23 protein-coding genes are annotated in these 21481 nt (G+C 64.1%); 8 read left to right on the top strand and 15 right to left on the bottom strand.

What is annotated here, in order from left to right:
* Positions 1-2: 2 nt before the first annotated feature.
* The 5 genes from ntrB (at position 3) to ybiB (ending at position 4640) form a co-directional block, all read left to right on the top strand.
* The gene (gene ntrB / locus ABIC76_RS11450) at positions 3-854 is read left to right on the top strand and encodes a nitrate ABC transporter permease (protein WP_092973447.1); all 852 of its coding nucleotides are present in this window, start codon (positions 3-5) and stop codon (positions 852-854) included.
* Positions 855-873: 19 nt separating this feature from the next.
* The gene (locus tag ABIC76_RS11445; protein WP_354534026.1) at positions 874-1677 is read left to right on the top strand and encodes an ABC transporter ATP-binding protein; all 804 of its coding nucleotides are present in this window, start codon (positions 874-876) and stop codon (positions 1675-1677) included.
* Positions 1678-2160: 483 nt separating this feature from the next.
* Complete coding sequence (locus tag ABIC76_RS11440; protein ID WP_354534025.1) at positions 2161-2751, top strand: Crp/Fnr family transcriptional regulator; 591 nt, start codon at positions 2161-2163, stop codon at positions 2749-2751.
* 102 nt (positions 2752-2853) lie between these two features.
* Positions 2854-3258, top strand: coding sequence for a VOC family protein (locus tag ABIC76_RS11435; protein WP_354534024.1), 405 nt, complete (start codon positions 2854-2856; stop codon positions 3256-3258).
* Positions 3259-3629: 371 nt separating this feature from the next.
* Complete coding sequence (gene ybiB, locus ABIC76_RS11430; protein ID WP_354534023.1) at positions 3630-4640, top strand: DNA-binding protein YbiB; 1011 nt, start codon at positions 3630-3632, stop codon at positions 4638-4640.
* A 13-nt stretch (positions 4641-4653) separates the two neighbouring features.
* On the opposite strand, the gene ABIC76_RS11425 is transcribed toward ybiB, so the two are convergent.
* Positions 4654-5523 (bottom strand): pirin family protein, encoded by an 870-nt coding sequence (locus ABIC76_RS11425; RefSeq protein WP_102064433.1) that lies wholly within the window; start codon positions 5521-5523, stop codon positions 4654-4656.
* A gap of 13 nt (positions 5524-5536) precedes the next feature.
* Positions 5537-5941 (bottom strand): OsmC family protein, encoded by a 405-nt coding sequence (locus tag ABIC76_RS11420; protein WP_027678335.1) that lies wholly within the window; start codon positions 5939-5941, stop codon positions 5537-5539.
* A 240-nt stretch (positions 5942-6181) separates the two neighbouring features.
* Between ABIC76_RS11420 and ABIC76_RS11415 the strand changes: the two genes are divergently transcribed.
* Complete coding sequence (locus ABIC76_RS11415) at positions 6182-9100, top strand: diguanylate cyclase domain-containing protein (RefSeq protein ID WP_354534022.1); 2919 nt, start codon at positions 6182-6184, stop codon at positions 9098-9100.
* Positions 9101-9335: 235 nt separating this feature from the next.
* Complete coding sequence (rpoH, locus tag ABIC76_RS11410; RefSeq protein ID WP_374220491.1) at positions 9336-10229, top strand: RNA polymerase sigma factor RpoH; 894 nt, start codon at positions 9336-9338, stop codon at positions 10227-10229.
* Positions 10230-10296: 67 nt separating this feature from the next.
* Here the strand turns inward: rpoH and ABIC76_RS11405 are convergent, their stop codons facing one another.
* The 5 genes from ABIC76_RS11405 to ABIC76_RS11385 form a co-directional block, all read right to left on the bottom strand.
* Positions 10297-10902 (bottom strand): SCO family protein, encoded by a 606-nt coding sequence (locus ABIC76_RS11405; protein WP_354534021.1) that lies wholly within the window; start codon positions 10900-10902, stop codon positions 10297-10299.
* A gap of 69 nt (positions 10903-10971) precedes the next feature.
* On the bottom strand, positions 10972-11913 hold the full coding sequence (gene cyoE / locus ABIC76_RS11400) for a heme o synthase (RefSeq protein WP_147216822.1): 942 nt from the start codon (positions 11911-11913) through the stop codon (positions 10972-10974).
* A gap of 20 nt (positions 11914-11933) precedes the next feature.
* Entirely contained in the window at positions 11934-13025 is a 1092-nt protein-coding gene (locus ABIC76_RS11395) for a COX15/CtaA family protein (protein WP_354534020.1), read from the bottom strand.
* A 3-nt stretch (positions 13026-13028) separates the two neighbouring features.
* Positions 13029-13685 (bottom strand): SCO family protein, encoded by a 657-nt coding sequence (locus ABIC76_RS11390; protein WP_102064429.1) that lies wholly within the window; start codon positions 13683-13685, stop codon positions 13029-13031.
* 52 nt (positions 13686-13737) lie between these two features.
* Complete coding sequence (locus tag ABIC76_RS11385; RefSeq protein ID WP_354534019.1) at positions 13738-14508, bottom strand: SURF1 family protein; 771 nt, start codon at positions 14506-14508, stop codon at positions 13738-13740.
* 69 nt (positions 14509-14577) lie between these two features.
* On the opposite strand from ABIC76_RS11385, the gene ABIC76_RS11380 reads away from it, so the two are divergent.
* Entirely contained in the window at positions 14578-14787 is a 210-nt protein-coding gene (locus ABIC76_RS11380; protein ID WP_024976747.1) for a twin transmembrane helix small protein, read from the top strand.
* A gap of 126 nt (positions 14788-14913) precedes the next feature.
* On the opposite strand, the gene ABIC76_RS11375 is transcribed toward ABIC76_RS11380, so the two are convergent.
* From ABIC76_RS11375 to ABIC76_RS11335, 8 genes are all read right to left on the bottom strand, one after another.
* Complete coding sequence (locus ABIC76_RS11375; RefSeq protein WP_102064427.1) at positions 14914-15774, bottom strand: cytochrome c oxidase subunit 3; 861 nt, start codon at positions 15772-15774, stop codon at positions 14914-14916.
* An 89-nt stretch (positions 15775-15863) separates the two neighbouring features.
* Positions 15864-16076: a DUF2970 domain-containing protein gene (locus ABIC76_RS11370; protein WP_102064426.1), complete on the bottom strand. Its 213-nt coding sequence runs from the start codon at positions 16074-16076 to the stop codon at positions 15864-15866.
* Positions 16077-16080: 4 nt separating this feature from the next.
* On the bottom strand, positions 16081-16689 hold the full coding sequence (locus tag ABIC76_RS11365; RefSeq protein ID WP_354534018.1) for a cytochrome c oxidase assembly protein: 609 nt from the start codon (positions 16687-16689) through the stop codon (positions 16081-16083).
* Between the two features lie 49 nt (positions 16690-16738).
* Positions 16739-16870: a cytochrome oxidase small assembly protein gene (locus tag ABIC76_RS11360; protein WP_231479573.1), complete on the bottom strand. Its 132-nt coding sequence runs from the start codon at positions 16868-16870 to the stop codon at positions 16739-16741.
* A gap of 52 nt (positions 16871-16922) precedes the next feature.
* Positions 16923-18527 carry a cytochrome c oxidase subunit I gene (gene ctaD, locus ABIC76_RS11355; protein WP_102064424.1) on the bottom strand — a complete coding sequence of 535 codons (1605 nt, stop codon included), beginning with the start codon at positions 18525-18527 and terminating at the stop codon, positions 16923-16925.
* Between the two features lie 40 nt (positions 18528-18567).
* Entirely contained in the window at positions 18568-19824 is a 1257-nt protein-coding gene (gene coxB / locus ABIC76_RS11350; protein WP_354534017.1) for a cytochrome c oxidase subunit II, read from the bottom strand.
* 236 nt (positions 19825-20060) lie between these two features.
* On the bottom strand, positions 20061-20258 hold the full coding sequence (locus ABIC76_RS11340) for a hypothetical protein (protein ID WP_027678347.1): 198 nt from the start codon (positions 20256-20258) through the stop codon (positions 20061-20063).
* Between the two features lie 194 nt (positions 20259-20452).
* Entirely contained in the window at positions 20453-21394 is a 942-nt protein-coding gene (locus ABIC76_RS11335; RefSeq protein WP_206272397.1) for a methyltransferase domain-containing protein, read from the bottom strand.
* Positions 21395-21481: the final 87 nt, after the last annotated feature.

Here is a 21481-nt window from a genome sequence, read left to right as displayed (position 1 = left end):
ACATGAACACGCTCGTCAAAACGTTGTCCGGCGTGCAGTCCGACGCCGCCCCTGAACGTCGCCGGTTTGTTGCGCGCGACTGGTTTGTCGCTGCCGTGGTGCGCGGCTTTCCGCCCGTGCTGGGCCTGGTGCTGTTCGTGCTGGCGTGGCAGGGCATCGCCACGGCCATCCCTGCATTGCCGACGCCGGCGGTGACGTGGAAAGCGGCCGTTGCGCTGTTCGCCGATCCGTTCTATCGCAATGGCCCGAATGACCAGGGCGTAGGCTGGAACGTGCTGGCATCGCTGGCGCGCGTGGGGGCGGGCTTCGGCATGGCGGCCGTCATCGGCATTCCGGCGGGCTTCCTCATCGGGCGCTTTGCGTTTCTCAATGCGATGGCCTCGCCCATCATCAGCCTGCTGCGGCCGGTGTCGCCGCTGGCGTGGCTGCCGATCGGGCTGCTGCTGTTCAAGTCGGCCAACCCGGCGGCCATCTGGGCGATCTTCATCTGCTCGATCTGGCCGATGGTGATCAACACCGCAGTGGGCGTGACGCGCGTGCCGCAGGATTACCTGAACGTGGCCCGTGTGCTGAACCTGTCGGAGTGGAAGGTGTTCACGCGCGTGCTGTTTCCCGCGGTGCTGCCGTACATGCTGACCGGCGTGCGGCTGTCCATCGGCACGGCGTGGCTGGTGATCGTGGCGGCGGAAATGCTCACCGGCGGCGTCGGCATCGGCTTCTGGCTGTGGGATGAGTGGAACAACCTGAAGGTCGAGCACATCGTCATCGCCATCTTCGTGATTGGTGTGGTCGGGCTGCTGCTGGAGCACGCGCTGCTGGCGATTGCGCGGCGCTTCTCGTACGACGCGGTTTGAGGACATTTGGGGGAGCGCCATGACAGACAAATTCCTGCGCATTGAAAACGTCGGGCAGACGTTCAAGACCAAGCGCGGCCCGTTCGTCGCCCTGCGCGACATCGACCTGACGGTGGCGCGCGGCGAGTGCATCGCGCTCATCGGGCACTCGGGCTGCGGCAAATCAACGTTGCTCAATCTCATTGCCGGCCTCACGCGGCCGACCACGGGTGGGTTGATCCTCGCCGAGCGCGAGATTGCCGGGCCGGGCCCGGATCGCGCGGTGGTGTTTCAGAACCACTCGCTGCTGCCGTGGCTTACGTGCTTTGACAACGTGTATCTGGCCGTCGAGCGGGTCTTCGGCAAGACCGAGACCAAGGCGCAACTGCGTGAGCGCACGCATGCGGCGCTGTCGCTGGTGGGCTTGTCGCATGCCGAGCAGAAGCATCCGCATGAGATCTCGGGCGGGATGAAGCAGCGCGTGGGCATTGCGCGGGCGTTGTCCATGGAGCCGAAGGTGCTGCTGATGGATGAGCCGTTTGGGGCGTTGGACGCGCTCACGCGGGCGCATCTGCAGGATGAGCTGCTGAAGATCGTGGCGGCGACCGGCAGCACGGTGGTGATGGTGACCCACGATGTGGATGAAGCCGTGCTGCTGGCGGATCGCATCGTGATGATGACGAATGGGCCGGCTGCGACGATTGGCGAAGTGTTGACGGTGGATTTGCCGCGGCCGCGGGATCGGATGGCGTTGGCGGAGGATGCGACTTATCACGCTTGTCGGACGGCGGTGTTGGATTTTCTTTATCGGAAGCAGAGGCATCCGGTGGCGGAGGCTGCCTGATTTGCTTGGGGGATGGCTTTGTTGTTTTAACTTGGTGTCCATCCCTTGTTTCATCCCCTGCCGGGGCTGACTCACTTTCTTTGTCTTGCCAAAGAAAGTAAGCAAAGAAAGGCGCGCCCGAGATGGCGAAAGACTCCTTGAATTTCTGTAACCGTGCGGAGAAGGAGGCAAACTCGCTTCGCTCAGACAGGCCTCCTTCTTTTTTCCGCCCGCTTACAGAAATTCAAGGCGCCATCTAGGGCAGGAACTTCAACGGCCAAACCGGCGTGGTTTGGGCGTTTACGTGCGCTCCAGCGTTGGTGGTGGGCGGGCGGTTCGCTTCGCTCCCTGCTTGGTGGCTCGGTTGCTGGACGCTTGATCTTGGTGTTGCGTTCTCTTGCTGGGTGGGGGGAGGACCCTTCTGGTACAAATGCGGGGCGAGCTTTGGCCCTGCTGCGTTTCTCTCCAGGGCGGTTCGCTTTGCCAAGCCAGGAGAGTGATCGAGTGGATACCGAAGCGTTCTTCAGGAAGGTCCGGACCTATGCGGAAATCTCAGAGGAGGCCGAGCGGGCGTGGGCTGCTCTGCTTCAACCGCGGCAGTACCGGAAGGACGAGTCGCTTGTCGTGGCGGGGGACGTGCCGACGCGGTTCGCCTTTGTTCAGGAGGGTCTGTTCTTCCAGCACTATGTCGGCCCGGAGGGGGACATGGTCATCAAGTACTTCTTTCCGGAGGGCCGGATTGCCGGCTCGGTCAGTGCGACGCTGCTTGGCAAACCGAGCCAATTTACGATCACCGCTATCGAAGACTGCAGTGTCCTGGAGTACGAATTCGCGGCGTTTCGGGCGTTGATGACGCGCTTCCCGGATATCGCGGCGTTCTACATCCATTACATGGAGCGCCACTGGATCATCGAAAAAGAGCCGGTGGAAATCGCCTTCCGCCACGACAGTGCGATGAAGCGCTATCGCAACTTCATCAGGAGCGAGCCCGATCTGCACAGGCGCCTGAAGCAGCACCACATCGCCGCCTGGCTGGGCATCACCCCGGAAAGCCTGAGCCGCCTGCGCAAAGCGATTGCCTTGGGTGTGGGATGAGCTGGATGGCGTCTTACCAATAGTCAATGCGCCAGGGGTGTCCGCGCCCGTATCGTTCGGTCAGGCAAGCGCGGTGCTCGCCCTCAACCAAGGAGACGTGTCATGACCAAGTCGATCTTCATCAACCTGCCGGTCGCAGACCTGCCGAAATCCAAAGCTTTCTACGAAGCCCTGGGCTTCACGAACAACCCGCAATTTACCGACGACACGGCCGCCTGCATGGTCTGGAGCGAGTCGATCTTCGTGATGCTGCTCACGCACGCAAAGTGGCACACGTTCACCAGCCGCCCGCTCCCGCAAAGCGGATCGAGCGAAGTGATGCTCGCCCTGACCTGCGACAGCAAAGACGCCGTCGACCACATGAACGATGCCGCCGTGAAGTGCGGCGGCACAGCCGACATCAATCCCAAGCAGGACCTCGGGTTCATGTACGGCCGCGCCCTGGCCGACCTGGACGGCCACATCTGGGAAGCCATCTGGATGGATCCCGCCGCCATCGGTTCGTGACGCCCGGCGCCAACGCAACGACAGACACATCGCCACGCCCGGCCCACCGCCGGTGTGGCCGTTGAAGTTCCTGCCCTAGATGGCGCCTTGAATTTCTGTTGCAGGGAGGAGAAAGAAGGGAGGCTTGTCTGAGCGCAGCGAGTTTGCCTCCCTTCCCTCCCTGCGACATAAATTCAAGGAATCTTTCGCCATCTCGGGCGCGCCTTTCTTTGGTTACTTTCTTTGGCAAGACAAAGAAAGTGACTCAGCCCCGGCAGGGGATGAAACAAGAGATGCACCACCAACAAAGAACATCCCACGCCCCACGCTAGCGCCAGCGCAAACCCCAGCGCTATGATCAAACCCACACAAAAACCCCGCCCAGCTTCCTGATGCCCGCTCCTCCCATCCTCCCCGCCACCGCCACTGAAGACGCCTTCGCTAACGGCCCCTTCCCCGCCGCCCGGTTCATCAAGGAAATCGGCCGCGGCGCAGACGGCGCCCGCGCCCTGGTCAAGCACGACGCCCGTGCGCTCTTCACCGCCATGCTGGAAGGCCGCATCTCCGACGTGCAGCTCGGCGCCATCCTCATGGCCTATCGCATCAAGGGCGAGACGCCGGAAGAACTCGACGGCATGCTGGAGGCCACGCATGCGCATTGCCGGCCGCTGCCGGCGCCGGACACGCCCGAGCATGCGCTGCCGGTCGTCATCCCGAGCTACAACGGCGCCCGCCGCCAGCCGAACCTCGTGCCGCTGCTGGCCAAGCTGCTGGCGCGCGAAGGGGTGCCCGTGCTGGTGCATGGCGTCCGCCGCTTCGACGGCCGCATCACCACGGCGGCGTTGTTCGAAGCGCTCGGCTGGCCGGTCTGCGAACACATGGACGACGCACGTCAGCGCCTGGAACGCGATCGACTGGCATTCGTGCCGATCGACGTGCTCTCTCCCCAGCTGACATCGCTGCTGGACAAGCGCGAGATCGTCGGCCTGCGCAATTCCGCCCACACGGTGGTGAAGATGCTGCAGCCCATTGGCGGGCACGCGCCGCACGAGGCGCTACGGCTGGTCAGCTACACGCACCCGGAATACCGCGACACGCTCACCGATTACTTCCTGCGCCATCCGGCCAACGTGCTGCTGGCACGCGGCACCGAAGGCGAAGCCGTGGCCGACGCGCGGCGCGGCAGCGCGGTGGAGTGGCTGCACGACGGCGCGCACGAAACGGTGATCGAAGCGGTGGAAGGTTCGAGCGACGCACCGCCTGAGCTGCCCGCGGGAACGGACGTGGCGGCAACGGCGCGCTGGATTGAAGCGGTGCTCGACGGCAAGCAGCCCGTGCCGGAGCCGATCGCCAAGCAGGTCCGCGCGATCGTGCGGTGTGCACGCCCGGCGCAGGCTGCCTGAGCGATCGCCGGTCTTACTTGGACGGCAGCGGAATGCGCTCCGTTTCGCCGGGCACGTGGGCGAAGGCGTCGGCCTCCCAGCGCTGCTTGGCGTCTTCAATGTCGGCCTTGTCGCTGGCGACGAAGTTCCAGTAGATGTGGCGGTGGCCGTCGGTCGGGTCACCGCCCAGCAGCATCACGCGGGACGACACCTGGGCGGTGAGCGTCACGTCGCCGCCGGGTTCCAGCACAGCCAGGTGGTGCGGGTCGAGCGCCTCGCCATCGATCGTGACGGCGCCCTCGACCAAATACAGGCCGCGGTCTGCATGCTCGGGCGGAATCACCAGCGATGCGCCGGCCGCCAGCTCCAGCGCCACATACAGCGTGCGCGAACTCACTTTCACCGGCGACGTCAGCCCAAACGCATCCCCCGCAATGACAACGCCCTGCACGCCGGGGCATTCCAGCTTGGGCAGCGTGTCGGCCGCGTGATGGGCGAAGCTGGCGTCCACCTTTTCCTGATCCTTCGGCAGCGCCACCCAGGTCTGGATGCCATGCACGCGCGCGCCCTTTTCGCGCCCTTCCGGCGACGAACGCTCGGAGTGGACGATGCCGTTGCCGGCCGTCATCCAGTTCACGTCGCCGGGCGTGATGGTCTGCACGCTGCCGAGGCTGTCGCGATGGACCATGCTGCCGTCAAACAGGTACGTGACGGTGGCCAGCCCGATGTGCGGGTGCGGGCGCACGTCGATGCCCTCGCCCGGCGCGAAATCCACGGGGCCCATGTGGTCGAAGAAGATGAACGGTCCGACCGTCTGGCGGGCCGCCGAGGGCAGCACGCGCTTGACCGAGAAACCGCCGAGATCCCGCACGTGCGGGCCAATGATGTGCTGAATGGACGTCATGGTGAAAAGCTCCTCAGGCGCGCTCGGCCAGCTCGGTGTCGACGCTGATCTCGACTTCGGTCATCAGCTTGTGAATGGGGCACTTGCCGGCCACGCGCAGCAGGTCGGCGCGTTGCTCGTCGCTGAGGTCGCCGTGCAAGGTCAGCACCGTGCGCAGCTTGTAGCGGCCCTGGCGCTCCTGGGTGCCGTCGTGCTCGACGGCCACGTCGATGGAATCGAGCGGGTACTTGCGCTGGCGCGCATACAGCGTGACGGTCAGCGCCTTGCAGCTCGCCAGGGCCGCGTCAAAGTAGGCGTGGGGGTCGGGCGCGCTGCCTTCGCCCGTCGGTTTGGGCACATCGGTATAAGTGACGCCTTCGGGAAACGTCACCTTGTGGCGGAAAAGGCCTTCGGTGTCCTTGCTGACGACGATCGTCATGACGGCTCCTGTAACGGTTTCTGCAATGTCTGGGCAGTGTAGCCAACTTGCGTGACGCCACGGGAGCCGACACAAAGTGCCGCCCGCATCGCATTGGTCAGCGCCGCGATCACCCGACATTGCAGACATGACGATTCTGCCCACCCATTTAGGTGGAAACGCTCAAGCGACGCGGTTTTCCGCCGATCTTCCGGTTAGAAGACATCCGCCCAGAAACCGCCCCGCTGACGCATTACCTGCATGGTTCCTCGCCGGCCGCTTGTCGCCATCGCCGGCGGCATCGGCTTTCTCCTCGTCCTTGTCGGGCTGACCGTGATGGTCGGCTGGCTGCGGCATTGGCCGTGGGCTGTGAAGGTCGGCACCGATCGGCTGCTGATCGTGTTCGCTACCGGCATCAACCTGACCCTGCTTGGCGCGGGGCTGACGGCGCTGCTGGTCGGGACGGTGCGGCCGAATGTGCGCTGGGCGGATCCGGTGGCCCGGGGGCTCGGCGGCGTGGTGGCCGTGCTCTCCACGCTGCGGATGGCCGAGATGATCACGGGTTGGCCGATCGGGCTGGATTTTCCCGCCGTACACACATGGCTTGACCGCCAATGGGTGACCGGATGGATCGGCGGCATGCACCCCAGCCACGCGCTGGCGATGGCCGCATCGGCAACGGGCCTGGGCCTTGTGCCGACGTTGCGCAACCCGCAGCGCGCGCGCTGGTTCTGGGGCCTCGTCGGCCTGGCGATGCTGCTCTGCGCCGGCGACCTGCTTGGCCGCGCCATGGCGCTCGAATATCTGTACCCGACGTGGTTGGTGTGGCGTGCCTCGGACGTGGCCGCCATCTGCACGCTGCTGGTGATCACGGGCGTCCTGTGCGTTGCGGTGATCCGGCAGCCGGGCCTGTTGCGCCTGCGCTTGTCGCCGGAAGACACCATCGTGTGGATCAGCGGCGGCTGCGTGGTGCTGGCCGGCCTGGGCGCCACCATCACGGCGTTCATCATCCAGGTGGACAGCGTCAGCCAGACATTCGGCATCACGCGGGCGCAAGCGCTCTCCAGCTACGCAGAGGAGTTCGATCAGCTGCTGGCCATGCGCGCGGAAAGCCCGCGCCTGGTGGCGGCCGCCACGCACATCCAGGAAGTGCTGCGCCATCCGGCCGACAACGCCGCGCGCCTGCGCAGCGAGAGCGCGCTGCAGGCGTATCGCGAACAGGGCTACTCGTACCTGCAACTGCGCACGCTGGCGGGCGAGGGCATCGTCAGTCTCGGCACGCAAACGCTTAAGCCGGAGCTGTCGATTCCGCTGCACGCCGGCCTCGCGCCCGAGCGCGTCACGCTGCAATGGGTACACGGATTTGCCATGCGCACCGAAACGCCGGTCATGGCAGACGGCATGCAGATCGGCTGGCTGGTCGCCGAGCAACCGCTCGCCCACATGACTGCACGCTACGCCAACGAACGCAGCATCGGAAAAACCGAAACGCTGGCGATGTCGGGCTTCGATGCGCGCGGCCGCGCCATGTCGTTTCCGCAGCGCTTCGATGCCTACGTCTTCGAACTGCCGCCGCTGACGCGCGACCGCCGGCCGCTGCCATCGCGCCTGGCGCTGGCGGGCGAAGCAGGCTACGGCCAGTGGCAGGACATCCACGGCATGCCGACGTCGTTCAGCTACACGCCGATCGGCCACACGGGCCTGGCGCTGATCAGCAAAATCGCCTGCGCCGAGTTGTACGCCCCGATGCGCGTGCAGTTCGAGCGACTCGCCGCCTTCATGCTGTGCCTGATGATCGGCAGCGTGCTGGTCATCCGCCTGACGGTGCGTCCGTTTGCCAATCGGCTGGCGGCGTCCGAGCGCGCGCTGCGCACCGCCAACGAGAGCCTCGAGCGCCGCCGGGACGCCCTGCGCGCCAGCCGCGAACAACTGCGTCTGGTGGCCGACAACGTGCCGGCGCAACTCAGCTATGTCGACCCCGACGGCATCGTCCGCTTTGCCAGCCGCACCCTGCTCGAAGCCTTCGGCCGCCGCGAAGACGAGATGCTCGATCGCCACGTGCGCGACATCTATGCCCCCGAGGACTATCGCGCGCTGCTGCCCTACATGACGGAGGTGCTGGCCGGGTACCCGGTGCAGTTCGAGATTCAGTCCATGCGCACGGGCGTGCCCCGCTACCTGAGCGGCCATTACTTTCCTGACTACGACGATCGCGGCACGCTGCGGGGCTATTTCTCGGTGCTGCAGGATCTGACGGCGCGCACTGCCGCCGAGCTGGCCCTGGCGCGCAGTGAACGCGCGCTCAAGCTGGTGCTCGACAACGCGCCGCTGCTGGTCTCGCACATCAACCCAGACGGCGTCTTCACCTTCTGCAACGTCACGCACGCACGTTGGCTGCAGCGCACCCCGGAGGACGTCTGCGGCCAGACGCCGGAACGCGTCTTCACGCCCGGCACGTATGCCCTGCTCGCGCCGTATCTCGCGCGTGCCCAGCGCGGGGAATCGGTCCAATTCGAGATCACCGCCCCGTGGTACGAGAAGCCGTCTGCCAGCGGTCTGCGCAGCCGCACACGACACTTCCGGGGCCAGCTCGTCCCCGATGCCGGCGAAGCGCAGGACGGCCGCTGTGGTTTCTATGCCTTCGTGCAGGACGTAACCGAAGCCAAGCGCAGCGAGATGGAGCTTTCGCGCATGGCGCGCTTTGACGCCCTCACCGGCCTGCCCAACCGCTACGAACTCTACGAGCGCCTGCGCGGCGCGCTGGAGCGCCGTCAGCGTCTGCCCGCCCCGCTGGGCGTGCTGTACCTGGACGTCGACCACTTCAAACACATCAACGACACCTACGGCCACGCCGCGGGCGATGCGGTGCTGGTGGAGGTCGCGCACCGCCTCCAGCGCGCCGTGCGTCGCACCGACACTGTCGCGCGCCTCGCAGGTGACGAATTCATCATCCTGCTGGACCCCATCGACGCCCCGGATGATGCGCTGCACACCGCCCAGAAGATCGTCGGCGCAATTCGCCCGCCCATCATCCTGCCCGGCGACACGATCCTGCATGTCACCACGAGCATCGGCGTGGCGTGCCCCGGTCCCGAGGTCCGTGAGCCCGACGCCGCTCTACGGGAAGCCGATCGCGCACTTTATTGGGCCAAGTCTCGCGGCCGTAACACTGCGGCCTAGCCGAGAACCGATGCCGTCAGCCACGGTCTATGACTGGGTGCGCCGCCCATATTGCTGCGGCGCAAACATCACACTATCAAGGCAAATTCTCTGATTTACGGGAACTATCAAGCAGGCAAAAATGTCCTATTAGCACTCTTCCGGTCGGAGTGCTAAGATGCCTTTCCAAACCTCCACTGGATTTCGACAGGAGTCCTGAGTGAACGCAGTCATCCCCGTGAATACCGTTTCCGCAATCGCCACCCAGCCGTCCGGCAACGCCGGTAATGGATGGGCGCTGGCGTTCCCCGGCAACCTGGGCAACATCGACGCCTATATCCAGAGCGTCAACCGTGTGCCTATGCTGTCGGCTGAAGAAGAACAACGCCTGGCCCGCGAATACCGCGACAACGACAATCTCGATGCCGCCCGCCGCCTGGTGCTCTCGCACCTGCGCCTGGTCGTGTCGATTGCACGTGGCTACCTGGGCTACGGCCTGCCGCACGCCGACCTGATCCAGGAAGGCAACATCGGCCTGATGAAGGCCGTCAAGCGCTTCGACCCGGATCAGGGCGTGCGTCTCGTCTCGTACGCGATGCACTGGATCAAGGCCGAGATGCACGAGTACATCCTGAAGAACTGGCGCATGGTCAAGGTGGCCACCACCAAGGCCCAGCGCAAGCTGTTCTTCAACCTGCGCAGCCACAAGCAGGATGCGCAGGCGACCTTCACGTCGGACGAAATCGACGCCGTGGCGGCCGAACTCAACGTCAAGGGCACGGAAGTGCGCGAGATGGAAACGCGCCTGTCCGGCGGCGACATTGCGCTGGAAGGCCAGATGGACGACGGCGAGGAGTCGTTCGCCCCGATCGCCTACCTGGCCGATACGCACAACGAGCCGACCCGCGTGATCGAAGCGCGCAGCAACGACCGCATGCAAAGCGAGGGCATCGAAGCCGCCCTGGCCAAGCTGGATGACCGCAGCCGCCGCATCATCGAGGCCCGCTGGCTGAACGTGAACGATGACGGATCGGGCGGCTCGACGCTGCACGAACTGGCAGACGAGTTTGGCGTGTCCGCCGAGCGCATTCGCCAGATCGAATCGGCCGCGATGAAGAAGATGAAGGGCGCGCTGCAGGCTTTCGCCTAAGCTGCGTTCCTTGCAATGAAAAGCCCGCCAGGATCGGCGGGCTTTTTCTTTTGGGGCTGGCGGAAGATCAGTCGGCCAGCAGTTGCTTGATGTCGTGCGCGATCGGCTCGGGGCCCTGGCCGTGCTTGATGAACAGGCGCAGGTTGCCCTTCGGATCGAACATGTAGCTGCCGGCGGTGTGATCCATGGTGTAGTTGTCGGGCGAGCTGCCCGGCACCTTGCTGTAGAACACCTTGAAGTCGGACGCGACCTTCTTCAGCTCAGTCTCGTTGGCCGGACGCAGGCCGATGAAGCGCGGATCGAACGCGGGCACGTACTTGGCCAGCAGGTCTTGCGTGTCGCGCTCCGGGTCGACGGTGACGAACAGGACCTGGACGCGGTCGGCGTCTTTGCCGAGGGTATCCATCACGGCGCGCAGCTCGGCCAGCGTGGTCGGGCAGACATCGGGGCAATGCGTGTAGCCGAAGAACATGACGACGACCTTGCCGCGGAAATCTTCGAGCGTGCGGCGCTTGCCGGTGTGATCGGTCAGCGAGAAATCGGTGCCGAAGCTCTTGGATCCGGTGATGTCGAGGTTCTTGAAGGCGGGCTTATCGCTGCACGCCGCGAGCGCCAGCACGGCGACCGCCAGCATAGCGAACAGCGCGGCGCGGAGGTGTCGGAAAGAGAGCATGGTCATCGTGTTGGAAGCAGACCGTCTAGCGTAACGCCAACGGCACATGCCTGCTGGCGCCCCTGTGCGTCACAGCGCCGCGCTTTGCGTAAGCGCCGGGCCGAACTTGAAGTAGTGGTCCACCAGCAGCGCGGCAAACAGGATCGACAGGTAGATGATCGAGTAGCGGAAAGTCTTCTGCGCCAGCGCGTCGGAATACTTGCGGTACATGCGCCACGCATACGAGAGGAAGCCGAAGCCCAGCACCAGCGCGGTCACCAGGTAGATGTAGCCGCTCATGCCGTAGACGAACGGCAGGATGGTCGCGGCGATCATGATGAGCGTGTACAGCAGGATGTGCAGCAGCGTGTATTTCTCGCCGTGGGTGATCGGCAGCATCGGCAGGCCCGACTTGGCGTAGTCGGCGCGGCGATATAGCGCGAGCGCCCAGAAGTGCGGCGGCGTCCAGGTAAAGATGATCAGCACCAGAATCCACGCCTCGGCCGGCACGCTGTTGGCGACGGCCGCCCAGCCCAGCGCCGGCGGCATCGCCCCCGAGAGACCGCCGATCACGATGTTCTGCGGTGTGGCCGGCTTGAGCAGCAGCGTGTAGATGATCGCGTAACCGATGAAGGTGGCGAACGTCAGCCACATCGTGAGGTCGTTGGCGAACACGTGGAGCGTCCACATGCCCGCACCGCCCAGCACCACCGAGAACACCAGGATCTGCCGCGTGCCAAGTTCGCCGCTGGCCGACGGGCGCCAGGCCGTACGGCGCATCATCGCGTCGATCTTGCGCTCGACCAGGCAGTTGATGGCGAAGGCAGCGCCGGCAAACAGCCAGATGCCAACCGCGCCGCCGATCAGCACCGGCCACGGCACCATGCCCGGCGTGGCCAGGAACATGCCGATCACGGCGCAGAACACGGCAAGCTGCGTGACGCGCGGCTTGGTCAGCGCCGCATACTGCGATGCGGTCGTTCGCCAGCCAGGAAGTTGAGTGGAAGTTGTTGGGGTTGCCACGGTATTCATAAAAAACGTTCAGACGGCATTCAGACGACGGCAGCCGCCACAGGCATCGGCGCCCGCGCTTGTGCGAGCCCGATCAGGTAATGCAGACGCACCATCAGCAACAGCAGCACGGCCGCGCCGCCGTTGTGCGCCACGGCGGCCAGCAGCGGCCACCCCAGCACGATGTTCGACAGCCCGGTCGCCAATTGCACGGCCAGCACGACGAGCAGCACCGTCGCGACACGGCCAATGCCGTCGATGCGACGTGCGCGCACGCCGAGCCATGCCAGGTAGCTCAGCACGACGACCGCAAACACGCGGTGCGTCCAATGGATGGCGACCAGCGCGTCGTGCGAGATGAAATCGCCGCCGGCAGTCTTGCCAAGTTGGCGCCAGAACGTGAAGCCGTGTGCAAAGTCCATCGGCGGCACCCACTGGCCGTTGCACAGCGGGAAATCGGTACAGGCGAGCACAGCGTAGTTCGTGCTGACCCAGCCGCCCAGCGCAATCTGCACAACGAGCAGCACGAGCCCGATGCCCGCCGCCATGCGCAACGAGGCACCACGCCCATCCACCACACGCGGCACATCGTTCTTGCAGCCGAGCCAGATCAGCGCGGCCAGCAACGACATGCCGAGCAGCAAATGCGTCACCACGATGGCCGGCTGCAGCTTGAGCGTGACCGTCCACGCGCCAAAGGCGCCCTGCACACATACCAGCGCCAGCACGGCCGTCGCATACCACGGAGACTGCTTCAGCTCCTTACGCTTGACCCACGCCAGCACCACCAGCGTGATGATCAGCACGCCCAGCGCGAGCGCGAAGTAGCGGTGCGTCATCTCGATCCACGCCTTCATCCACGTGACCGGGCCACTCGGCATGGCGGCCTGTGCGGCATGGATGTCGTCACGGGCGTGGAACGGGTTGGACGTGCCATAGCAGCCCGGCCAATCCGGGCAACCGAGGCCTGAATCCGTCAGACGCGTGAAGCTGCCGAACATGATCAGGTCCAGCGTGAGGAAAGCGGTGATCCACACCAGCTTGCGGTACTTGTTGCGATCCCCCTTGACCAGCACGTAGCACAGCGGGATCAGCGCGATCAGGATGCCGATGGAAGCAAGTTGCAGCAGCATGGCTTATCCGATGCGCGAATACTTCAAGAGTCGCGTCATGTCTCCACGCACCTTCTTCGGGTCGGGATCTTTCGGGAACTGCATCATCAGGTTGCCAAGCGGATCGACCAGGAAGAGGTGATCGGTCGGCGGCGTCTTTCCGTCGGCCAGCCAGTTCTTCGGCAGCTCGGGCGCGCGCAGGAAGCGCACCGCACCGTAATCGTCGTTGTAGGCCTTGATCAGGCGCGGGTCGATTTCACCGCGGTCGGTCACCAGCCAGACGGGGACGATGCGGTCGCGGTCCGGGCCCTGGCCGATGCGCAACTGGCGCATGGTGAACAGCTTGCGCGCGCAGTTGTCGTCGCAGGCGCTGCCATCCACTGACACCATCAGCCATTTGCCCTTGAGGCTGGCGAGCGGCACTTCAGTGCCGTGCTCGTCCTGCACCATCAGGCCGCTCGGGATGGGGCGCTGCGGATCGACCAGCGCGCCATACGCCGCCTTGCCGCCGGCCGGGGTGAACACGTAATACGCGAGGTACGACGCGATCACCGGAGAGGCACACACCAACAGAAGCAGCAGCATCATCCAGCGGCCGCGGCGCGTGCGCGCGTCGATGCGCGGGTCTTCGGACGCCCCGAGTGTGCCCGGCGCGCCGGGTGCGGATTCCTGATTCACCATGTGATTCCTAATACATTCCGCTGCGGCACTAAGCCGCAACGCGAGTTCGTGTTCAGGCGGGCTCGGAAGTGCCCGCCAAGCGGCGATAACGCCGCACGCTGTAGAAGACCATCAGCCCAAGCACCGCCGCCGCCATCGCAAACCATTGGAATGCGTAGCCGTAATTGCGCTCAGCGCCCAGGTCTGCGCGCGGCCAATCGCGCAACAGGCCGTCCTCCACGTCGGATTGCTGCTGCACCACGAACGGTTGGAGCGGCACGCCGATTTCGCGCGAGAAAGCGTCGAGGTCGATATTCTGCCTAAGTCGCTGGCCGACTTCATCCGCGCCGTCCTTGCTGCCCAGACTGAAGACCCGGCTGGCATGCGGCACCGCCATCCCCTCGACCTGCACTTCGCCCGCCGGCGTGGTGTACGGCGCGATGCGCGTGCGGTCGGCCGGATCGCGCGGCAACCAGCCCCGGTCGACCAACACGGCGCGCCCGCCGGCGCCTTCCAGCTTCAGCGGGATGAGCACCTCGAAACCCGGGCGCGATACGTCGTTGGTGACGTGCGGACGGTTCTCGAGCAGCACCGTGTGCGCCACGTCGAACGTTCCACGCAGCAGCACCGGCCGGTACATCACCGACTCTGCTGTCACGGGCTGCGCGGTGATGCGCTGGGCGGGTGCATTTTCTAGCGCCATGATGCGGGCCTGGCGCTCGATGCGCTCGTGCGCACGCGAAAGCTGCCAACGCCCGAGGGAGCACGTCAGCGCGATCAGTGCCACGCCCGCCAACATCGGCACAGGCGCAAACCACTGCCGCATCGGTACGCGCACGGTCATCGCTCGGCCCCGGTGCGATAATGCTCGGCAGTCATTTCCAACCCGTCATTGCCCAACCGGCAGCCCTCCATGCGCATCGTCGTTGCCATTGCGTTTCTGCTGATCCTCGGCAGCCTTGCCTCCGCGCTGTTCTTCCTGATGCGCGACAAGGGCCACAGCAACCGCACCGTTCGCTCGTTGATGTTCCGCGTCGGTTTCTCGATCGCGCTGTTCATCTTCATCCTCGTCGCGAACCGGCTGGGTTGGATCCACAGTACCGGCATCCGCTTCGGCCAATAGCCCACGTCAGATCAGTCAGGCCAGAAAAGCGAAAACGCCGCAGCGGTGTCCCGTCTGCGGCATTGTCTTCGCCGGCCGTTGGCCACGTCATGGAGCGACGCTGCGCCGCCCCAATCCGATGCTGTCTTACAGCCAGTACACCACCACGTACAGGCCCAGCCACACGACGTCCACAAAGTGCCAGTACCACGCAGCGCCTTCGAATGCGAAGTGGTGCTCCGGCGTGAAGTGGCCCTTGATTACACGCCCCAGCACCACCGACAGCATGATGGCGCCCATGGTCACGTGGAAGCCGTGGAAGCCCGTCAGCAGGAAGAACGTCGAACCGTAGATGCCCGAGGTCAGCTTCAGGTTCAGTTCGTGATAGGCGTGGATGTATTCGAACGCCTGGAAGCCCATGAACGTGAAGCCCAGGAGGATCGTCAGCAGCAGGCCCTGGATGACCTGGGCACGCTTGCCCTCACGCAGCGCATGGTGCGCCCAGGTGAGCGTCACCCCGGAGGTCAGCAGCAGCGCTGTGTTGATCGTCGGGATCGGCCATGGGCCCATCGTCGTGAACGGCGAGACCGTGCCGGCCGGGCCTGCGTTCGGCCACATCGCGTTGAAGTCGGGCCACAGCAGCTTGTTGTTCAGATCGCCCAGCCACGGCATGGCGATCGTGCGGGCATAGAACAGCGCGCCGAAGAACGCCGCGAAGAACATCACTTCCGAGAAGATGAACCAGCTCATCGACCAACGGAACGAGGCATCCACACGGTCGCCGTACTTGCCCGTCTCGGATTCGGAGATGGCGTCGGCAAACCATGCGCGCAGCACAAAGAGGAACCACAGCAGGCCGATCAGGAACGTCCACGGGGCCCATGGCTGCGCATTCACCCATGCCGCAGAACTCAACAGCACGATCAGCAGGCCGACGCTTGCCGAAATCGGATGCCGCGACGGCCCGGGCACGAAGTAGTACGGAGCGTTTGCTCGATTCGCACTCATCTCTTTTTCTCCAGCTCTATTTTTTTAAGAATTCACTCGATATTGCCCGGCCCCGCGCTGCGGAGCCGTCTCCTCAACCTTCTCAATCCTCAACCGACCACCGCGCGCACGATCAGCAACAGCACGACGACAAACATGACTGCCGCCAGAACCCCCGCAATGATCACGTGCACGGGATTCAACTGCGCCATGTCACGGTCATGATCACGGCCCTTTCGGACACCGAAGAAGGACCAGAACACCGCCTTCATCGTCTGTGCGAATGAGGCGCGTCGCTTGGTCGCTTCCTTCAGTTCGTCCATGTCCTCATGTTCCCTTGGTCGGCATCGTCGGCTTGATGGCGGACGGTGCGTGAATCTCAAAGAAAGTGTAGGACAAGGTGATCGTCTTCACGTCCTTGGGAAGATCCGGATCAATCACAAACACGACCGGCATTTCGCGCGATTCATTGGCCGTCAGCGTCTGCTGCTTGAAACAGAAACACTCGATCTTCTTGAAGAACTCGGTTGCCTGCTTGGGCGCGTAACTCGGGATGGCCTGCGCCTCCACCGTACGCCCCTCCTTGTTCACCACCTCGTAGACGATCTGGCTGATCTCGCCCGGGTGTACATCCATGCTGTTCTTGACCGGGCGGAAGCGGAACGGCCCCTGGCTGTTCGAATCGAATTCCACCGTGATCGTGCGCGTCTTGTCGACCTGCGAGTTGCGCAGCGCGCCGCCGTCTTCATCACGCGTGTTGAGCACGTTGATGTTCGTGATCTCGCAGATCTTCTTGTACAGCGGCACCATCGCGTAGCCGAAGCCAAACATGATCACGACCACGACGGCCAGCTTGCCGAGCATCGAGCGGTTCAGGCCGCGCTCCAGCGCTTTGTCGTTTTGGGTCGGATCCGGCTGCGCCGGTGTCTGGCTCATAGAGGTCTCGCGAAATCTCGGTTCAGCGGCCAGCGCATCGCTTGCCCGGCTAGCCGCCGAACACCACGCGCTTGAAAATCACACCCAGAAAGAAGACCAACGCGATCGTGCCGAGGATGACCCCCAGGCGACGGTTGGCAGCGCGTTGCTCGGGCGTTGGGCTTTTTTCTGGATTCGACATCGTTGTCCGGAGGACCGCGGGGCCGGCACTCGCCTGCCCCGCGACACCTGCATTACTTCACGTGCGGCGGTTCTTCAAAGGTATGGAACGGCGCCGGCGACGGCACGGTCCACTCCAGGCCTTCCGCGCCATCCCACGGCTTGTCGGCGGCCTTCTCGCCACCGCGGTACGACGGCAGCACCACGAAGAAGAAGAAATACACCTGCATCAGGCCGAAACCCAGTGCGCCAATCGACGCGATCGCGTTGAAATCGGCGAACTGCTGCGGGTAATCCGCATAGCGGCGCGGCATGCCCGCCAGGCCCAGGAAGTGCATCGGGAAGAACGTGAGGTTGAAGGTGATCATCGAACCCCAGAAGTGGATCTTGCCGCGCGTTTCGCTGTACATGTAGCCCGACCACTTCGGACCCCAGTAGTAGAAGCCCGCGAACAGCGCGAACAGCGAACCGGCCACCAGAACGTAGTGGAAGTGCGCCACCACGTAGTAGGTGTCCTGCAGCTGGATGTCGATCGGGGCCACGGCCAGGATCAGGCCCGTGAAGCCGCCCACGGTGAACACGAAGATGAAACCGATCGCGAACAGCATCGGCGTCTCGAACGTCATCGAGCCGCGCCACATCGTGGCCACCCAGTTGAAGATCTTCACACCGGTCGGCACCGCGATCAGCATCGTCGCGTACATGAAGAACAGCTGGCCCGTCACAGGCATGCCCGTCGTGAACATGTGGTGCGCCCACACGATGAACGACAGGATGGCGATCGACGCCGTGGCGTACACCATCGAGCTGTAGCCGAACAGCGGCTTGCGCGCGAAGGCCGGCACGATCTGGCTGACGATACCGAACGCCGGCAAGATCATGATGTACACCTCGGGGTGCCCGAAGAACCAGAAGATGTGCTGGTACATCACCGGGTCGCCGCCGCCGGCTGCCGAGAAGAAGCTCGTGCCGAAGTGGCGGTCGGTCAGCACCATGGTGATCGCGCCTGCCAGCACCGGCATCACGGCGATCAGCAGGTACGCCGTGATCAGCCACGTCCAGCAGAACATCGGCATCTTCATCAGCGTCATGCCGGGCGCGCGCATGTTCAGGATGGTCACGATGATGTTGATCGCGCCCATGATCGACGATGCGCCCATGATGTGGACTGCGAAGATCGCCATGTCCATGCCCGGGCCCATCTGGACCGACAGCGGCGCGTAGAGCGTCCAGCCGGCAGCCGTGGCACCGCCCGGTGCGAAGAACGAGCCCACCAGCAGCAGTGCCGCAGGCGGCAGCAGCCAGAAGCTGAAGTTGTTCATCCGCGCGAAGGCCATGTCGGAGGCCCCCACCTGCAGCGGGATCATCCAGTTCGCGAAGCCCACGAAGGCCGGCATGATGGCGCCGAACACCATGATCAGGCCGTGCAGCGTGGTGAACTGGTTGAACAGCTCCGGATGGAAGAACTGCAGGCCGGGCTGGAACAGCTCAAGGCGGATCAGCAAGGCCAGCGTGCCGCCCGAGAGCAGCATCATGAAAGAGAACAGCAGGTACAGCGTACCGATGTCCTTGTGGTTGGTCGCGAACAGCCAACGGCGCCAGCCGTGCGGATGGTCGTGCGCGTGGTCGTCTCCATGACCGTGCGCGTGATCTTGCGGGTGCGTAACAGCGGTGCTCATCGAGGAACTCCTAGGTTCGGTTCGTCACGCAGACGATCAATCAGCCAGCGTTGCGGTCTTCGGCCGCATTCGCTTGTTTGGACGCCACCTTACCGGCGGATTCAGTTGCAGCAGTCTTGGCGGCCCCGCCTTCGGGCATCTTGCCGCCGCGCGCATCCTTCACTTGCTTCGGCTGCAGCAGGTCACCGGTATGGTTGCCCCAGTTGTTGCGCTCGTAAGTGACGACGGCAGCGATTTCGACATCGTTCAGCGCCGAAGCCCAGGGCGGCATGGCGCCCTTGCCGTGCAGCACGATGCCAACGTGGTCGGCCAGCGGGCCATTGGCAATCTTCGAGCCATCCAGCGCCGGGAACGGACCGCCGCCCTTGCCGTTCGGCTGGTGGCAGACCGCGCAGTTGGCGGTATAGACCTTCTCGCCGCGCGACTTCAGCTCGTCCAGCGTGTAGGTCTTGTTCGGGTCATCGGCCTTGGCGGCCATTTCCTTCTTCTTGCCGTCGACCCACTTGGTGTAGTCATCCTGCGAGAGCACGCGCACAACGATCGGCATGAAGGCGTGTTCCTTGCCGCACAGTTCGGCGCACTGGCCGCGATAGACGCCGACCTTCTCTGCCTTGAACCATGCGTCGCGCACGAAGCCCGGAATCGCATCCTGCTTCACGCCAAACGCCGGGATCATCCACGAGTGGATCACGTCGTTGGCAGTGGTGACGATGCGCACCTTCCGGTTGACCGGCACGACCAGCTCGTTGTCGACTTCGATCAGGTACGTGGTGCTCTTGGGCGCCTGGTTGTTGATCTGGTCACGGGGCGTGGTCAGCGTAGAGAGGAACGAGATGCCCTCGCCTTCGCCCTTCAGGTAGTCGTAACCCCACTTCCACTGGTAGCCGGTGGCCTTGATGGTGAGGTCGGAATTGGTGGTGTCCTTCATGGCGACCACGGCCTTGGTCGCCGGCAGCGCCATCCCGATCACGATCAGGAACGGCACGATGGTCCAGATGATTTCAACCGTGGTGCTTTCGTGGAACGTCGCAGGCTTGTGGCCGACTGACTTACGGTGCTTGAAAATGGAGTAGAACATCACCCCGAAAACACCGATGAAGATCACGATACAGATGATCAGCATCATCCAGTGCAGCCAATGGATCTCGGCAGCGATCTTGGTGACCGGGGGCGCGAGATTGAGCTGCCGCACTGCGGGGCCGCCCGGCATGTCTTCCACTGCCAGGGCCGTTTGACTGAGGGCGAGGAGGGAGCCTGCCGCCAGCAAACTTGCCAATGTCTTATTCAACATTTTCATTTTTTATCTACCCAATTGACAGATTCCACTCTGCCCCGGTGCGCGGCTCATGAGACCTGGGTTGGTTGCCCGTGTCTCAAACACCGGGAAAGCTCGTCCACAAGCTTGCGCCGCTAGACGCTCACCTGCTGGACTGCGAGCGCGCCATCTTCTCCAGCCAGACGTGCCCGTAATCGGAGGCGTGGCGGGCATAGTACAGCAATGCCCATCCGAGAATCGCGACCTCCAGCCCCGCATCAGGCAGCACCAAACGCGCCTTGCCAAGCAGAAAACCAAGCGATGACGAACGGGGGAATGACGACCAAGGGGGTGAACCAGCCAATCTGGCGGGTTGAAAGCGAGCAGTTTCGCTTCATGAGCCAGTTCTCGCGCGGCGATTCCGAGATGGTGGAGGCGCCGCATGCTGGGTGGAGCGCGGTTTCAATGTCGTGCATTGAACCACTCCTGCCTCGGATGCATACCCGAACGGTTCGCCCGTGGCAAAAACGGGATAGGCCTTTGGGGGACTGCTGCTGCGACAAACTGGCGCATTATATGGCCGCGATTGACCCCAAACAAGGCAAAGCGCCTTTATGCAAGTCCCGGCTTGACAAGGTGCAGTCAATGCCGTTGCCGCATTAAAAGCGCTTCAGGCGCGCGGCTTGCGACCGATCTGATCGATCGGGATCATCGCCCTTCCCTGGTCGTCCAGCGCCTGCCGCTGGGTCGGCGCAAGCTTCCAGGCATGGCCGTAAACGATTTCGAAGGTGAGCGGGATCACACCGTCGGGATTGCGCTGCGCATCGAGTGCGTCGAATAGTCGCTGGCGCCAGCGGGGCGTGTGCAGGCCAGCGCCCGCGAGACTGCGGCCAGCGTCGTCCGTCAAGCCGGCCATGCCACCCAGCAAATGCACATCGGCCAGCAACGCCTGCGGCGTTTCGTAGGTGATCGTGATCTGCTCCATGTCCATGACCGGCGTGGACCAGCGGCTATGCACCAGCATGTCGCCAATGTCATGCATGTCGACAAAGCGCAGCGTATGGATGCCCGCGTCGATGCCGGCCAGGGCGCTGCGCAGCTCGCGCAAGGTGTCGGGGCCGAACAGACTGAACATCAGCAGACCACCTTCCGTGGTGATGCGGTGCCATTCGGGAAAGATCGCGTGCGGCGCCGGATCCCAGTGCAGCGCGAGGTTCGACCACAGCAGGTCGAACGACGCGCCGGCAAAGGGCAGCGCTCGGAAATCCGCCTGGGCGAAATCAAAGACCGGGCGCTTCTTCAGCAGCCTGCCGAGCCACCCGGCGTCGGTGCGTTGCGGATCGAGTTTCTGCGCTTGCGCCAGCATGGCGGACGACCAGTCCACCCCGCAGATCTGCGCATCCGGATATTGCGCGCGCAGCACCGCCAAGCCTTGTCCCAGGCCGCAACCCAGGTCCAGGGCCCGAGCGGGCGTGGCCTTGATGTAGGACAGCCGATCCTGCATGCGACTGCCCACTTCGCGCAGCAAAAAATCCACGTCGGCGAAACGCGCGGCGCGGCGATCGAAGGCGCGCCGCAAGGCGGCGGGGCGAGCAAGGACGGGATCGGACATCGACAAGGCGGGGCGGGACACTGCGGTCGCCAAGTATACCGGTCCGCAGTTTGAGGCGCCGTCTGATAGCGCAGAAGCCGCAAATCG

This window comes from Ralstonia sp. 1138, assembly GCF_040544795.1.
In the GTDB taxonomy this organism is placed as follows: Bacteria; Pseudomonadota; Gammaproteobacteria; order Burkholderiales; family Burkholderiaceae; genus Ralstonia; species Ralstonia flatus.
The sequence above is the reverse complement of the archived record's forward strand: the minus strand, read 5'-3'. Positions and strand labels throughout refer to the sequence as shown.

Coding starts and splice junctions, on each gene's coding strand:
- ntrB (WP_092973447.1), top strand. CDS start 3: ATGAACACGCTCGTCAAAACGTTGTCCGGCGTGCAGTCCGACGCCGCC.
- ABIC76_RS11445 (WP_354534026.1), top strand. CDS start 874: ATGACAGACAAATTCCTGCGCATTGAAAACGTCGGGCAGACGTTCAAG.
- ABIC76_RS11435 (WP_354534024.1), top strand. CDS start 2,854: ATGACCAAGTCGATCTTCATCAACCTGCCGGTCGCAGACCTGCCGAAA.
- ybiB (WP_354534023.1), top strand. CDS start 3,630: ATGCCCGCTCCTCCCATCCTCCCCGCCACCGCCACTGAAGACGCCTTC.
- ABIC76_RS11425 (WP_102064433.1), bottom strand. CDS start 5,523: ATGACGTCCATTCAGCACATCATTGGCCCGCACGTGCGGGATCTCGGC.
- ABIC76_RS11420 (WP_027678335.1), bottom strand. CDS start 5,941: ATGACGATCGTCGTCAGCAAGGACACCGAAGGCCTTTTCCGCCACAAG.
- ABIC76_RS11415 (WP_354534022.1), top strand. CDS start 6,182: ATGGTTCCTCGCCGGCCGCTTGTCGCCATCGCCGGCGGCATCGGCTTT.
- ABIC76_RS11405 (WP_354534021.1), bottom strand. CDS start 10,902: ATGCTCTCTTTCCGACACCTCCGCGCCGCGCTGTTCGCTATGCTGGCG.
- cyoE (WP_147216822.1), bottom strand. CDS start 11,913: ATGAATACCGTGGCAACCCCAACAACTTCCACTCAACTTCCTGGCTGG.
- ABIC76_RS11395 (WP_354534020.1), bottom strand. CDS start 13,025: ATGCTGCTGCAACTTGCTTCCATCGGCATCCTGATCGCGCTGATCCCG.
- ABIC76_RS11390 (WP_102064429.1), bottom strand. CDS start 13,685: ATGGTGAATCAGGAATCCGCACCCGGCGCGCCGGGCACACTCGGGGCG.
- ABIC76_RS11385 (WP_354534019.1), bottom strand. CDS start 14,508: ATGACCGTGCGCGTACCGATGCGGCAGTGGTTTGCGCCTGTGCCGATG.
- ABIC76_RS11380 (WP_024976747.1), top strand. CDS start 14,578: ATGCGCATCGTCGTTGCCATTGCGTTTCTGCTGATCCTCGGCAGCCTT.
- ABIC76_RS11375 (WP_102064427.1), bottom strand. CDS start 15,774: ATGAGTGCGAATCGAGCAAACGCTCCGTACTACTTCGTGCCCGGGCCG.
- ABIC76_RS11370 (WP_102064426.1), bottom strand. CDS start 16,076: ATGGACGAACTGAAGGAAGCGACCAAGCGACGCGCCTCATTCGCACAG.
- ABIC76_RS11365 (WP_354534018.1), bottom strand. CDS start 16,689: ATGAGCCAGACACCGGCGCAGCCGGATCCGACCCAAAACGACAAAGCG.
- ABIC76_RS11360 (WP_231479573.1), bottom strand. CDS start 16,870: ATGTCGAATCCAGAAAAAAGCCCAACGCCCGAGCAACGCGCTGCCAAC.
- ctaD (WP_102064424.1), bottom strand. CDS start 18,527: ATGAGCACCGCTGTTACGCACCCGCAAGATCACGCGCACGGTCATGGA.
- coxB (WP_354534017.1), bottom strand. CDS start 19,824: ATGAAAATGTTGAATAAGACATTGGCAAGTTTGCTGGCGGCAGGCTCC.
- ABIC76_RS11340 (WP_027678347.1), bottom strand. CDS start 20,258: ATGCACGACATTGAAACCGCGCTCCACCCAGCATGCGGCGCCTCCACC.
- ABIC76_RS11335 (WP_206272397.1), bottom strand. CDS start 21,394: ATGTCCGATCCCGTCCTTGCTCGCCCCGCCGCCTTGCGGCGCGCCTTC.